The 13,093-nt window shown below is 59.5% G+C and carries 14 protein-coding genes and 2 tRNA genes; 6 read left to right on the top strand and 10 right to left on the bottom strand.

Annotated elements, in window-relative coordinates:
- Positions 1-25 precede the first annotated feature (25 nt).
- The 3 genes from PVV54_RS24870 to PVV54_RS24860 all read left to right on the top strand — a co-directional run bounded on the left by PVV54_RS24870 (position 26) and on the right by PVV54_RS24860 (position 3,295).
- Positions 26-2,284 carry a TonB-dependent siderophore receptor gene (locus PVV54_RS24870; RefSeq protein ID WP_274907728.1) on the top strand — a complete coding sequence of 753 codons (2,259 nt, stop codon included), beginning with the start codon at positions 26-28 and terminating at the stop codon, positions 2,282-2,284.
- Positions 2,285-2,414: 130 nt separating this feature from the next.
- On the top strand, positions 2,415-2,768 hold the full coding sequence (locus tag PVV54_RS24865; protein WP_274907727.1) for a type II toxin-antitoxin system HigB family toxin: 354 nt from the start codon (positions 2,415-2,417) through the stop codon (positions 2,766-2,768).
- Positions 2,769-2,821: 53 nt separating this feature from the next.
- On the top strand, positions 2,822-3,295 hold the full coding sequence (locus PVV54_RS24860) for a helix-turn-helix domain-containing protein (protein WP_274907726.1): 474 nt from the start codon (positions 2,822-2,824) through the stop codon (positions 3,293-3,295).
- 404 nt (positions 3,296-3,699) lie between these two features.
- On the opposite strand, the gene PVV54_RS24855 is transcribed toward PVV54_RS24860, so the two are convergent.
- The 3 genes from PVV54_RS24855 to PVV54_RS24845 all read right to left on the bottom strand — a co-directional run bounded on the left by PVV54_RS24855 (position 3,700) and on the right by PVV54_RS24845 (position 4,575).
- On the bottom strand, positions 3,700-4,023 hold the full coding sequence (locus PVV54_RS24855) for a helix-turn-helix domain-containing protein (RefSeq protein ID WP_274907725.1): 324 nt from the start codon (positions 4,021-4,023) through the stop codon (positions 3,700-3,702).
- Between the two features lie 130 nt (positions 4,024-4,153).
- Positions 4,154-4,229, bottom strand: a tRNA-Thr gene (locus PVV54_RS24850).
- Positions 4,230-4,326: 97 nt separating this feature from the next.
- Positions 4,327-4,575 carry a hypothetical protein gene (locus PVV54_RS24845; protein ID WP_274907724.1) on the bottom strand — a complete coding sequence of 83 codons (249 nt, stop codon included), beginning with the start codon at positions 4,573-4,575 and terminating at the stop codon, positions 4,327-4,329.
- A gap of 408 nt (positions 4,576-4,983) precedes the next feature.
- Here PVV54_RS24845 and PVV54_RS24840 point away from each other — a divergent pair, with 408 nt between their 5' ends.
- Entirely contained in the window at positions 4,984-5,253 is a 270-nt protein-coding gene (locus tag PVV54_RS24840; RefSeq protein ID WP_274907723.1) for a hypothetical protein, read from the top strand.
- Positions 5,246-5,509 carry a DUF3077 domain-containing protein gene (locus tag PVV54_RS24835; RefSeq protein WP_274907722.1) on the top strand — a complete coding sequence of 88 codons (264 nt, stop codon included), beginning with the start codon at positions 5,246-5,248 and terminating at the stop codon, positions 5,507-5,509. The genes PVV54_RS24840 and PVV54_RS24835 overlap by 8 nt, the downstream gene beginning before the upstream one ends.
- Positions 5,510-5,865: 356 nt before the next feature.
- Here PVV54_RS24835 and PVV54_RS24830 read toward each other — a convergent pair whose 3' ends face one another.
- The 5 genes from PVV54_RS24830 to PVV54_RS24810 all read right to left on the bottom strand — a co-directional run bounded on the left by PVV54_RS24830 (position 5,866) and on the right by PVV54_RS24810 (position 10,155).
- The gene (locus PVV54_RS24830) at positions 5,866-7,071 is read right to left on the bottom strand and encodes a methyltransferase (protein ID WP_274907721.1); all 1,206 of its coding nucleotides are present in this window, start codon (positions 7,069-7,071) and stop codon (positions 5,866-5,868) included.
- 109 nt (positions 7,072-7,180) lie between these two features.
- Positions 7,181-7,870, bottom strand: a complete 690-nt coding sequence (locus tag PVV54_RS24825; protein WP_274907720.1) for an ABC transporter permease — start codon at positions 7,868-7,870, stop codon at positions 7,181-7,183.
- Entirely contained in the window at positions 7,870-8,562 is a 693-nt protein-coding gene (locus tag PVV54_RS24820; RefSeq protein ID WP_274907719.1) for an ABC transporter permease, read from the bottom strand. The genes PVV54_RS24825 and PVV54_RS24820 overlap by 1 nt, the downstream gene beginning before the upstream one ends.
- Before the next feature lie 55 nt (positions 8,563-8,617).
- Positions 8,618-9,370 (bottom strand): ABC transporter substrate-binding protein, encoded by a 753-nt coding sequence (locus tag PVV54_RS24815; protein ID WP_274907718.1) that lies wholly within the window; start codon positions 9,368-9,370, stop codon positions 8,618-8,620.
- A gap of 11 nt (positions 9,371-9,381) precedes the next feature.
- Positions 9,382-10,155, bottom strand: a complete 774-nt coding sequence (locus PVV54_RS24810; RefSeq protein WP_274907717.1) for an ABC transporter ATP-binding protein — start codon at positions 10,153-10,155, stop codon at positions 9,382-9,384.
- A gap of 596 nt (positions 10,156-10,751) precedes the next feature.
- On the opposite strand from PVV54_RS24810, the gene gabP reads away from it, so the two are divergent.
- Positions 10,752-12,137 carry a GABA permease gene (gene gabP / locus PVV54_RS24805; RefSeq protein ID WP_274907716.1) on the top strand — a complete coding sequence of 462 codons (1,386 nt, stop codon included), beginning with the start codon at positions 10,752-10,754 and terminating at the stop codon, positions 12,135-12,137.
- A gap of 194 nt (positions 12,138-12,331) precedes the next feature.
- Here the strand turns inward: gabP and PVV54_RS24800 are convergent, their stop codons facing one another.
- Together PVV54_RS24800 and PVV54_RS24795 are read right to left on the bottom strand one after the other, a co-directional pair.
- Complete coding sequence (locus tag PVV54_RS24800) at positions 12,332-12,775, bottom strand: hypothetical protein (protein WP_274907715.1); 444 nt, start codon at positions 12,773-12,775, stop codon at positions 12,332-12,334.
- Positions 12,776-12,950: 175 nt separating this feature from the next.
- Positions 12,951-13,026 (bottom strand) — tRNA-Phe (locus PVV54_RS24795).
- Between the last annotated feature and the right edge of the window lie 67 nt (positions 13,027-13,093).

The following is a 13,093-nucleotide window of genomic DNA, read 5'->3' as shown; positions in this document are numbered from 1 at the left end:
TTCCCAAATGAAACCCAAGAGCATCATGCAAGACGTCTTCCGCCTCAACCCGCTTGCCTTGTTTGTCGCCGTAGCCATCAGCGGCAGCGCCATGGCGGCCGACAGCCAACCCCTGGAGCTGGACGCCACGCAAATCGAAGACAGCGCCCTGCTGCCCGCCGACGAAGCCGGCCAGCTCGGTTACACGGTCGAGAGCACACGCAGCTCCACGGGCCTGAACCTGACCCCACGGCAGACGCCGCAATCGGTCACCACCATCACCCGCCAGCAAATGGATGACCGCGATATCCACAGCATCGAGCAGGCGCTGGACACCACGCCCGGCGTAAGCGCGACCAAGTCCGAGGTAGGCGGGCGCACCGACTTCCGCGCCCGTGGTTACTCGATCAGTAACTGGAAGGTCGACGGCCTGCAGTTTCAGGGCGGCTCGGACTTCAGCGGCGGCGGCAACGCGCTGAACATGGACCTTTACGAGCGCATCGACATCGTGCGCGGCGCCAACGGCCTGCTGGGAGGCACCGGCGACCCCTCGGCCACCGTCAACCTGATTCGCAAGGCGCCTACCAAAACCTTCGGTGGCAGCGCCTACGCCACTTACGGCAGCTGGGACAAACGCCGCCTGGGCGCCGACCTCAACCTGCCGCTGTCCGAAGACGGCCGCCTGCGCTCGCGCTTCGTCATGACCCAAGGCGACGCCAACTCATTCCGCGACAACCAGTCCGAGCGCTCCCGCGCGGCCCTGGCCAATTTTGAATTCGACATCGACGACGCCACCACCCTCGGCGCGGGTTACCAGTACGAGTACAACAAGGTGGTCGGCGGCGGCTGGGGTGCCAACATCCCGATCTGGTACAACGACGGCAGCAAGACCAACCTGCCACGCAGCACCAACGTGGTCCCCAGCTGGAGCTTTGGTGAGTACACCACCCGCACCGCTTTCGGCTCGCTGGAGCACCGCTTCGACAACGACTGGACGCTGGACCTGAAAGCCGCCCAAAGCACCGCCGAAGTGCTGAACCACCGCGGCCTGGCCAAGGTCAACTCCGCCGGCCGTGGCAGCTACGGCGGCTACTGGGACCAGGACGGCAGCGGCGCCGTGCTCAATGGCCTGCACAGCTCCAGCGACACCACCCAACAGTCCGCACAAATTGACCTCTCGGGCCCGTTCCAGATGTTCGGCCGCACCCACCAGGCGATGGTCGGCTACAACGACAGCCGCACCGTGGCGTGGTCGCCGGAATACAGTTGCACCATGGTCAGCGACGATCGCGTCAGTGCGCCTTCTGTGGGTTGCCAGTTCCGCGCCAACAACGGCTTCCCGGTCACCGACTGGCACAACGGCGTGGACAGCGATTACGACATGATCGCCTCGCGCACCGGCCGCCACACCAAGACCACCACCCGCCTGCAAGGCATGTACGCCGCCACCCGCCTGAGCATTACCGACCCGCTGTCGGTCATCCTCGGCGTGCGCACCACCGACTACTCGGCCACCACCCGCAGCGTCGCTGGTGTGCGCAGCAATCAGCAGAACAATGGAATCGTCACCCCCTACCTGGGCGCGGTGTACGACCTTAACGACACCTACTCGCTGTATGCCAGCTACACCGACATCTTCAACCCGCAAACGGCTGAAACCGAGAGTGGCACCAAGGTTGAACCGATTCGTGGCCAGAGCTACGAAACTGGCATCAAGGGCGAGTGGCTGGATGGCCGCCTGAATGCCTCGGCGGCGTACTTCCGCACCAAGCAGGAAAACAAAGCCGTGCTCGACGATGGCCTGACCACCCCGTCCGGTGGCGATGCCTACAAGGCTGGCACTGGCCAGGAAACGGACGGTATTGACCTGGAAATCGCTGGCGCTTTGACTCCGAACTGGAACGTGTATGCCGGTTATACCTACCTGCACTTCCGCCGCGTCGACAGCGACGGGCGTAGCGATCCATCGCACCTGTTCAAGGCGTCCACCACCTATCGCCTGTCTGGCCCGCTGGACCGCCTGACCCTCGGCGCGGGTGTGAAAGCGCAAACCAACATCCGCGCCATCTCAAGCCCGGCGGGCCAGCCGGTGAACGGGGTGAGTGGCGGGGCTACGGATGTGAACTGGTCGGGTTATGCCATCTGGAATGCCATGGCCAAGTATCAGGTCACGGACGACACGGCGGTGAGCCTGAATGTGGATAACCTGTTCGACAAGCATTACTACACCCAGTACGGGTTCTATGCGGGGGCGATTTATGGGGATCCACGGAGTATGTCGTTGACGGTGAGTACGGCGTTTTGACGGCCGTGAAAGGCTAAGCCCTGGACACTGCGTCGCCCCTGCCAGTTATTCCGGATCCAGATATCTGCTTGACAGATATCTGGATTCGGAATATTTTTGTGTCGTGTGTAAGGATACCGGATCAAAATTTATGCGGGTGATTGCCAAAGCGGCGGTTACAAAGGCCATCGAAGCCCATGCGAGGTGGAGGGCGCCTTTGAGTCTGTGGCTGACGACGTTCGATAGGCCAAGCCTGCGCTTTGATTCCTTCGAACAACTGCGTAATACCTGGGCTGAGACCTCTGGATGGAACGTTGATCGGGTGCCTTTTTCGAAGCTTAGGGAGCCAAGCCGTAAAGGACCGCTCGATATCTACATTTTTGATATTAGGAAAAACGAGTGTCGAATCGTTACGTGGATCAACCCACGAATGGGCACCATCTACATCAAGGCAATCTTGTCGCATCCTGAGTATGACAAGTGGTGCAAGAGCGACATCAGGTAGCGATTTCTCTGATGACTGACGCTTTTCTAACTGATCGACTAACAGGTGGCAACATGAAGCGAGACAAGATCGAGGCCACAGGGCTGGATGCGTTCATCGCTAATATTTCACCCATGCTCCAGAGCCTGAATAACCAGGTAGCGACAATGGCTCAGTTGTTGTCCGCCTGCCATGAGCCAATCCAGGATGACGCCGATTTGCAGGTGCGGATGGCACTGATTGATGAGCTGTATTCACACGCTGATAGCGAAACTCACGCAGCCGCAAGGTTTGCAGAAATGGTCGCTGACCGTGTGTATGACTATGAATCGCAAACGGTGCTGATTCCCTACGCTAGTCAGAGCGAGGCGCTGGCGTTCCTTATGGAGGAGCGGGGTGTGAAGCAGAAGGATCTGTCTGCCATTGCTACGCAAAGCGCTGTTTCGGAAATCTTGAACAGCAAGCGGAAGATGACCGTGGCGCAGATCAAGGGCTTTGCTGAGTTTTTCAAAGTCCCGGTAGAGTTTTTTATGCATGGGGTGGTTTGAGGGGGAGGGCGTAGATGCGGTCTAAAGCGTGTAGGTCTCGATCAGTTAAAAAGTTGGGAACTACGCTATTTAGGCCGATGCTTCTTGCTTCACAACGCAGCGGATCATTGCGTGAGGTTGTGACGCCTGGCGATCATGACGAAAAACTGCTCATGATTGTTGGCGAACGGTTGTCGAATCCTAAGCGATTGAAGGTTTCGCTGGATGGTCTCTAGGTCTTTCTGGATGATGTTCTCACCCGTTTGATTGTGGAGCACGTGCGGCGTCACATCGGCATGATCATCCTATTTAAAAACGGTGCCCAGAAAAGATCACAAAAGTAAGGGATGCCAGAGGCTTCGGAATGGAGCGCAGATGCATACGTTTGATCGCTGCAGAAATGTCAGAAAGATGGGCTACAGGGTTTAGCTGCCTGGCACCTGCGAGATGACAATCTGAGGAAGGGCTCCCGAGCTGTTCGAGGCCAGTGCAAGGCTGGTGCGGAAGCCGAGCTTGTCGAGCATATCCATCATGGCGTCCAGCGTGAATTTCTCGATCTTGCCATTTGCTAGCTCGGATACCCGGGACTGGGCCACGTTGAGCCTGGCTGCAGCCTCATGTTGTTTGAGGCCCATTTTCTTGATGCAGTCGGTGATGAAAATGGACAGGTCCATCTTCAGGGCCATCTTACTGGCCGTTTCTGCATCGTGGGTGACGTGGAAGGGGCTTTCGTGGAATTGGAGTGCCATTGGCCGACCTGCCCGAATATCTAAAATTTACGATAAAATCGTAGCTGCCTTGACGGGGGCAAGTCAAAGCTCGATTCGTAGCGAAAACAAAAAAGGCTCACCTTTCGGTGAGCCTTTTGAGTACTGCGTATGGTGCCGGCACCAGGAATCGAACCCGGGACCTACTGATTACAAGTCAGTTGCTCTACCATCTGAGCTATACCGGCAATGGGGCGTCATTATAACGATCGTTTGGCGCCTGTAAACCACTTCTTTCAATAAAGCGCAAATGACCTAAGTCACCGGCCCAAAAGGAGAAATCTCCTACCAGCCGCGGTGGATGGTGTTGACGCTTGGTTCGGTCTTGCCGGGGTTGAAAAACAGCTTGTGGTTGTCGCAGCCGCGCTTGCGGCAGGGGCTTTCGGTGCGCAGGGGCAGGCCGTTGTCGCCGCCAAGCTGCATGCCGGGGGTGTTCCAGCCGAGGTTGTCGGTACGCGTGTGCGAGGTGCCGCCAGCGCAGGCGGTCAGGGCCAGGGCGCAGGCGAGCAGGGCAAGGTGTTTGGCTTGGGGCACGATCTTTAAATCCGAGGATTCAGGCAATTTTTTTGGGTTGCGGATGATACACCGCTGGCCAAGCCTATTTCGCGAAGGCGTTAGCAGATGTAAGAGATTTCTGAACTTGAAACCAAATGCTTCAGGATTGATGCGATTAGGAATTATCCTACGCGCGCTGCTGAAGTATCGCTGTTGGCGGGGAAGCGCCCCAAGGATAAGGTTCCTGGGTCGCCATTTTCTGGTGACCGGGTGTGAGAACCCGCTTGAATGTTTCGGCTGCGTCTATGGCGACCGTGCACGGGCAGACCTCGGTCTGGCCGAGCTTCCTACATTCACTCGGTTTCTCACCCCGTGTACGGTTGCCACCTCTGTTCCGTGAGAAAGAAGAGAAGTGGAATCTCCTGTCTGAATGTAGGAATTCCTAAGATGAAAAAGATCGTCCCCGACCCACCCCGCCACACCTTCATCAACACCCCATTCTTCTCCATCCACAGCGAAATCTCCCCACCCGACGCCCTGGCCCACGCCTGTGAACTCATGCGCGGCGTAATCGACACCATCGACGATTACTGCCAGCTACACGCCGGCGAACCTGGCCTTAACATCCTCAGCAATGCCGCCCACGCCACCGACTCGGCGCGGGTGCTGGCTGAACATGCCCTGGCCCGTATAAGCAGGGAGCCGAACCATGACTGACAGCACAGTGACAGCAGGCGTTGAAACCTGGCTTGAAGTCGGCAGCCCGGCCGTTGGGTTATTTCGTGTGCAGCCGGGTGTTCCGGTGGATGAGGCCTATCAGCAGGTTTCGGTACTGCTCGGCTACATCAGGCACCTGGTGTGTGAGGGGGATATGGAGGATGACCACAAGCTGCTGGGTGCCGCCGACTACCTGAGTGCAATGGCCAAGGCGCTGATGAACGATATCGAAGTGGCCAAAAACCGTCGGCATTGATCGTCGTCGGGCACCGATCCTGAATTCGGCGCAATCCTTGTAGGAGCGGCTTTAGCCGCGATCACCGGCGTAGCCGGTGCCGGGCACCGCGTCGGCGGTGATCGCGGATAAATCCGCTCCTACAGAGCCAGATGAAATGTTGATGAGCCCATGCACAACGAATGCTTATGCACAAGAGGCATTCGCGCGTTGAGCGAAAGGCATGCCGATTACGCTGGCCGCTGGTCTTTGCGCAAACGCCTGTTTTTATTGGGCTTGACGCGCATCAAGGAATAAGCAAGGGCGCTGAAATAGCGCATGGATCCAACCATTCATCAAAAGCTTGTTCACAGAGTTATCCACAGGTTGTGCTGTGGTTAACAGCCCTGTTCGGCAAGCAAAAGCAGGTTGCGTGGTGTGAGGGGGTAATCGCAAAACGTACCCAGGCGCACTGAGTAGCCATGCTCCGCCAGGAACAGGGCGCGGTCGAGTACCAGCCACATCTCCAACGGGCGGCGGAACAGGTTGCGCAGGCGTTCGAGGTTGCGTACCTCGGCCAGGCGCTGCCAGCCGAAAGATTCAAGCGTAGCCCAGTTCGGAGTTCCCGCAAGGGGCACTTGTTTAAGTGCTGCCAAGTCGCGGCAGTACGCCTCGAACGGCTTGTCCAGCCAGGCTTTGGGCAGTGAAGGGGTGGGCAAATACTCATCGCACTGGCGCTGCTCGCGCTGCAGCAGGTCGAACGCCAGGCGCCGTGCCATGGAGCAATCGCGCTGGTGGCGAATGCGGGCACTGGCGGTCACGGCTTCTTTCAGGGGCAAGCTCAGGTCGATGATGGACAACTGCAGCGGTGAGGCTTGGGCGGCTGTGGATAACGGCTGGTAGTGCTCGCCGTGGATGCGGTTGTAGCAGCAGGGGGCCACGGCCAAATGGCGGCAGCCTTGTTCACTGGCAACGCGCAGCAGCTGCACATGCAGGTCGCCGCAGGCGTGCAAGGCAACCACGCTTTTATCGCCATCAAGGTGGCGACGGCTGTCGGCGGCCATCACGTCCTGGTGCACGTGGGTGGCGGGCAGGTGGTGGTGGTCGCTCAGGGCCTGGCCGGCGTGTACCAGTTCAGCGTCGTACTCAAGGCAGGTGAGTTGCTGGCCGGGCTGTAGCAGGCGGCGGCCGAGGTGGCCTTTGCCGGAGCACCAGTCCAGCCAGTGGCTGGTTTGCTCGCTAAAGCCCAAGCGGCGGCTGAAGGCTTCGATCTGTTGCCACTTGCGGCCGGGTACGTCGACGTCCAGGCGGTGGCCGGCAGGGGGTAGGCCGGTGTCGGGCAATTCGCCAATCGCAGACAGTTGACGGGCTTGCTCGGCCAGTTGCGGGAACGGGGCGGGCAGGGTGTTTGGGGCGAACTCTGCTTCGGCGTCGGCCAAGGGGCTCTGGCGCAGGTGGGCGGCGAGGTCGGGGTATGTAGCTTCCCAGTCAAGGCGCAGGGTGGTGAAGGGCCTTGGTTTCCACAGGTGCTGGTGCTCGGTCAGGAACTGGTCGAGGGCCTGGAAGCGGTCGTTGAGATGATGGCTGTGGAGGTAGGGGGGCATGGGTGGGGCTTGAGTGGTGTGGAGGTTTTTGGGGCCCTATCGCGGATGAATCCGCTCCTACAAGGGTGGCGCGTTGCCTTGTAGGAGCGGATTTATCCGCGATAGGGTTTCAGCGCCCTTGGCAGGCATCCACGCGCAACCAGCGCTCCAGCAATTTAAAGCCCTGCACCAGCACAAACGAGATCACCAGGTAGAACACACCGGCCGCGAAGAAGATTTCTACCGGCAGGTATGTCCGGGCGATGATCGTGCGCGCCATGCCGGTCAGCTCCAGCAGGGTCACGGTACTGGCCAGGGCGCTGGCCTTGAGCATCAGAATCACTTCGTTGCTGTACGCCGGCAGGCCGATGCGGGCGGCACGTGGCAGCATGATGTAGAACAGCGTTTTGCCCCGTGACATGCCCAGCGCCCGTGCGGCTTCGATCTCGCCTTTAGGTATGGCCTGCAATGCGCCACGCAAAATTTCGGCGATGTAGGCGGCGGTGTGCAGGGTCATGGTCAGCACGGTGCACCAGAACGGATCGCGCAGGTACGGCCACAGGCTGCTCTGGCGCACCAGGTCGAACTGGGCCAGGCCGTAGTAGACCAAGAACAGCTGCACCAGCAGCGGTGTGCCACGGAAGAAGAAAATGTAGCTGTAGGGCACGGCGCGCACGTACCAGAGGCGCGAGGAGCGGGCGATGCCCAGCGGGATGGCCAGGATCAACCCGGCCACAACCGCGATGGCCACCAGCTCCAGGGTCAGGGTTGCACCCTGGGCCAGGCGTGGCAGCCATTTGATGATGACTTCCCAATTCATTATTCAGCCCTCGCAAAGCCGCGAGCGGCACGTTTTTCCATGAAGTGCATGCCGGCCATGGCGACGACGGTCAGGCTCAGGTAGATGCAGGCAGCGACCATGTAGAAGGTGAACGGCTCCTTGGTCACGGTCACGCCGATTTGCGCGTGGCGCATGATTTCTTCCAGGCCGATCACCGAAACCAGCGCGGTGTCCTTCATCAGGATCATGAACAGGTTGCCAAGGCCCGGCAGGGCGATACGCCACATTTGCGGCAGGATGATCCGCGAAAGGATGCGCCCTTTGGACAGGCCCAATGCCAGGCCCGCTTCGCGGTGGCCTTTGGGGATGGCCAGAATGGCGCCGCGGAACACCTCGGTGGCATAGGCGCCAAAGCACAGGCCCAGGGCGATAACGCCAGCGGCAAACGCGCTCAGCTCCAGGCCCGGCATGTTCAGGGCTTCGCCAAGGCTGTTCATCAGCCCCACGGTGCCGAAGTAGATCAGCAACACCCACAGCAGTTCGGGCACGCCACGAACCAGGGTCGAGTAAAAGCCGCCAAGCCACTGCAGCGGCTTGATGGAAGAAGTCTTGGCCAGGGCGCCGAGCAAACCAAGGGTAAGCCCCAGCAGCAACGCGCAAAGCGCCAGTTTTACGGTCATCAGGGTGCCGGCCGCCATGGCCGGGCCGAATCCGTGCAGGTCGATATTCATTGGCAGGTGCATTCTAGGGACTGGCGCGCCGCAAGGGCGCGCCGGTCGGGGCGGATCATTCGATGCTGAACGGGAAGTACTTGTCGTTGATCTTCTTGTACGTGCCGTCAGCTTTGATTTCCGCCAGGGCGGCGTTCAGCTTCTCGCGCAGTGGGTCGCCTTTGCGCACGGCGATGCCGATCTTGTCGCTGTCGACCACTGGCTCACCTTTGAACTCGAAGTTCATGCCGTCCTTGCTCTTGAGCCACTCGTACTGCACGTACTTGTCGGCCAGGATGCCGTCGATGCGGCCAGAGACCAGGTCCAGGTAGGCGTTTTCCTGGGTGTCGTAGAGTTTGATTTCTACATCGTCGCCGAAGTTGTCTTCCAGCCAGGTGCCGGCCAGGGTGGCGCGCTGGGTGCCGATCACTTTGCCCTTGAGCGAAGCCTTGTCGGTTTTGAAGTCGACATTTTTAGGCGCAATGAACTGCAGCTTGTTGGAGTAGTACGGGTCGGTGAAGTCGACGGCCTGCTTGCGCTCGTCGGTGATCGACAGCGACGACACCAGGAAGTCGAACTTCTTGGCGTTCAGGGCAGGGATGATGCCGTCCCAGTCGGAGGTAACAACCGAGCACTCGACTTTCATCTTGGCGCACAGGGCGTCGCCGATGTCCTTGTCGAAGCCTACGACCTGGCCGCTGGCATCCTTGTTGTTGAACGGTGGGTAGGCGGCTTCGATGCCCATGCGCAGTTTTTCTGCGGCCATGGCGTTGGCCGACATCACCAGTGTGGCAGCGGCTGCCAGGAGGAACTTCTTGTAAGTGTGCATGTATTGCTCCGTTAGCGGTGGCTGGACATGAATTGCTTGCAACGCGCCGAGGTCGGGTTTTCGAAGACCTGCTGCGGCGATCCTTGCTCTTCTACCAGGCCCTGGTGCAGGAAGACCACTTCACTGGACACCTGGCGGGCAAAGTTCATTTCGTGCGTCACCAGCAGCATGGTACGGCCTTCTTCGGCCAGTGCGCGGATAACGTTAAGCACTTCCTGGACCATTTCCGGATCGAGCGCCGAGGTGGGCTCGTCGAACAGGATCACTTTAGGTTTCATGGCCAGGGTACGGGCGATGGCGGCGCGCTGTTGCTGGCCACCGGAAAGCTGGGCAGGGAAGCTGTGGCGCTTGTCGTATATTCCAACCTTGTTCAGCAGCGCTTCGGCGGCTTCGATGGCCTCGGCCTTGCTCTGGCCGAGCACGCGGCGGGGCGCCTCGATGATGTTGTCGAGGATCGACATGTGCGGCCACAGGTTGAAGTTCTGGAAGACAAAGCCGATTTCGCTGCGCAGGCGGTTGATCTGGCGGTTGTCGGCGGCGATCAGGTCGCCGTTTTTGGCGGCCTTGAGCTTGAGGGCTTCGCCGGCCACGAGGATTTCGCCCTGGTGCGGGTTTTCCAGCAGGTTGATGCAGCGCAGCAGGGTGGATTTGCCGGAGCCGGACGACCCCAGGATGGAGATCACGTCACCGTCGCGCGCGGTCAGCGAAATGCCTTTGAGAATTTCCTGCTGGCCGTAGCGTTTGTGCAGGTTGCGGATTTCCAGCGCGGGCGTGGCCTGGGCCATGTGCGGTCCTCATGTGTTCGGGTGCGTTCCCAGCTGTTGGCGGCCTTCCTGGCGAGGCGCCACGCTAGCATAGCGGCATTACAGCGGCCAACAGGGTCGCAGGGGGCTGTGGCGGCAGACGGGGCAGTTTGTCGCATCGTTGCAGTGCAACGTCGCGCAGATGTCCGCAGTGTCTCGCCAGCTCCAGAGCCTTGATGAAAAAAAGGCGCGATGGTGACAGCTTTGCCCAGCGCTTGGAAGCCGTTTTTGCCTCACCGGCCGTTAAACAACTTTTAAGGTTGCGCCTTGGGTTGCACTCGCCGTGCATTGCAATTGTGCAAAGGTGTTACCTAGGGGCACCTTTGGTGCGTTTGTAAGTGAGTATTTCAGTAATCCGCACTTGGCATGGGTATTTGGCGGCCTTTCGGTCACAGGCTGGCCGAATGCCCTGCAACCCCCGCCGTTATGGGCCTGCCGCTGTCACCTGACGAGTGTCTTGTGTAAATGGCCCGCTTATTGCCACTGGGAAACCGCCGATTGCAGCGACGCCTAAACAACCCCAGGCGCGCTTCGTACAAAAGCAATCGAGTGGTCCACTCCTTACAAAGGTAGTTTTCATGAGCGGTAACAATTCCAATGACCTCGCTCAGGGGCTCAAACAACGGCATGTCACCATGCTTTCCATTGCTGGCGTTATCGGCGCCGGTCTTTTCGTAGGCTCCGGCCACGCTATCGCTGCTGCAGGCCCGGCTGTGCTGCTGGCCTATGCCGCTGCCGGTACCTTGGTGGTGCTGGTGATGCGGATGCTCGGTGAAATGGCGGTTGCTTCGCCGGATACGGGTTCGTTTTCCACTTATGCCGACCGCGCCATTGGGCGTTGGGCCGGTTTCACCATCGGCTGGCTTTACTGGTGGTTCTGGGTGTTGGTGATCCCGCTGGAGGCCAACGCCGCCGCAGCCATCCTGCACGCCTGGTTCCCTGCGGTTGACCTGTGGGCCTTCTCCCTGGTCATTACCCTGGCGCTGACGCTGACCAACTTGTGCAGCGTGAAAAATTACGGTGAGTTCGAATTCTGGTTCGCCCTGCTCAAAGTGCTGGCGATCATTGGCTTCATCGCGGTTGGCTGTGCGGCCATGTTCGGGTTTGTACCGAACAGCCAGGTGAGCGGTGCCAGCCACCTGTTCGACACCCAGGGCTTCATGCCAAACGGCTTGGGCGCGGTGCTGGCAGCCATGCTGACCACCATGTTCTCGTTCATGGGTACCGAAATCGTCACCATCGCTGCTGCCGAGTCGAAAGACCCGGGCAAACAGATCAGCCGCGCCACCAACTCGGTGATCTGGCGTATCTGCCTGTTCTACCTGGTGTCGATCTTCCTGGTCGTGGCCCTGGTGCCGTGGAACGACCCGGCGCTGGCCGAGACCGGTTCGTACCAGACCGTGCTGAGCCGTATCGGCGTGCCGAATGCCAAGCTGATCGTCGACATCGTGGTGCTGATTGCCGTAACCAGCTGCCTGAACTCGGCGCTGTACACCTCGTCGCGCATGCTGTTCTCGCTGAGCAAGCGTGGCGACGCGCCGGCCATTGCCCAGCGCACCACCAAGGCGGGTACCCCGCACTGGGCTGTGTTGCTGTCTACTGCCGCGGCCTTCCTGTGCGTGTTCGCCAACTTCGTTGCGCCGGCCCAGGTGTTTGAGTTCCTGCTGGCCAGCTCGGGTGCCATTGCGTTGCTGGTTTACCTGGTGATTGCCGTGTCGCAACTGCGCATGCGTAGCCAGCGTGAGGCGCGTGGCGAGAAGATCTCGTTCAAGATGTGGCTGTTCCCGGGGCTGACCTGGGCGACCATTGCCTTCATCGTTGCCATTTTGGTGGTGATGGGGCTGCGTGAGGATCACCGTGTCGAGATCATGGCCACTGCTCTGCTGAGTATCGGCGTGGTGGCGGCGGGCCTGCTGGTGCATCGCAAGCGCGAGGCGGCCGGGCGGGTGGCGCTGGATAACTGATCGGCGTTGGTTGCAGATGTATAAAGGCCGCGTCCTGTGAAGGGCGCGGCCTTTTTTGTTGGTTGTGCGGGCGTCATCGCGGATAAATCCGCTCCTACAGAGTAATCACCGGACTATCGCGGATTACAGGGTGATCACCGTACCTGTAGGAGCGGATTTATCCGCGAAGGGCCGGCACATGCCGCAAAGCCCTCTCAGCCAAACTGCTTCTGCAGCTGTTGCTGCTTGGCCACCAACTCGGAAGCCGCGATATAGGCCTCCTGGAACTCATCGCTCTCCAGCCACGCCATGGTGGTGTCTTCATCCGCCCCATCCAGCCAGGTGCGGTAGGCATTGAACACCAGCACGATGTAATCGGTGGCGTGCTCTTCCTTGTGCCCTTTGAGCACCAGGGCCAGCAGCGGGTCGACCAGGAACACCGAAATCATCGCGACCAGGCTGGTCTCCTGCGCGGCCTTCATTTTCACGAACAGCTCTTTATAGCTGTCCGACGCCATCGCCTTTTCGAACACCTGCTCGATGCTGGCACTGTCGCCGGCACTGGCCTTCACCGCTTGGCCGCTGCGCACCATGCGGTTTTGCTTGGCCTTGCTGGCGGCGCGCTTGGCGCGTTTCTGTTGTTTGGTTGGGGTGGCCATGGCTTGTCCTGAGGGTGTTTGAAATTTGCGCGTATTGAAGCGCAGTTGCTCGGGAAACCCAAGAACTGTTGATGGAAGGCTGGGGAGGGGGAAAATCCAGACAACAAAAAACCCGCACTAGGCGGGTTTCTTGTTGTCGCTTCGGGTAACTTTGCAACCACCAGAAGCTTGAAGGTGGTGCCCAGAGACGGAGTCGAACCGCCGACACGAGGATTTTCAATCCTCTGCTCTACCGACTGAGCTATCTGGGCGACGAGGTGAATTAAATAGATTTCCGAACCGCTCGTCAACGACTTTTTGAAAAAATTTTAAATTAAT

The sequence above is a fragment of the Pseudomonas sp. PSKL.D1 genome, assembly GCF_028898945.1.
Taxonomy (GTDB): Bacteria; Pseudomonadota; Gammaproteobacteria; order Pseudomonadales; family Pseudomonadaceae; genus Aquipseudomonas.
Note: the sequence above shows the minus strand (reverse complement) of the source record. Positions and strands in the feature narration are given on the sequence as shown.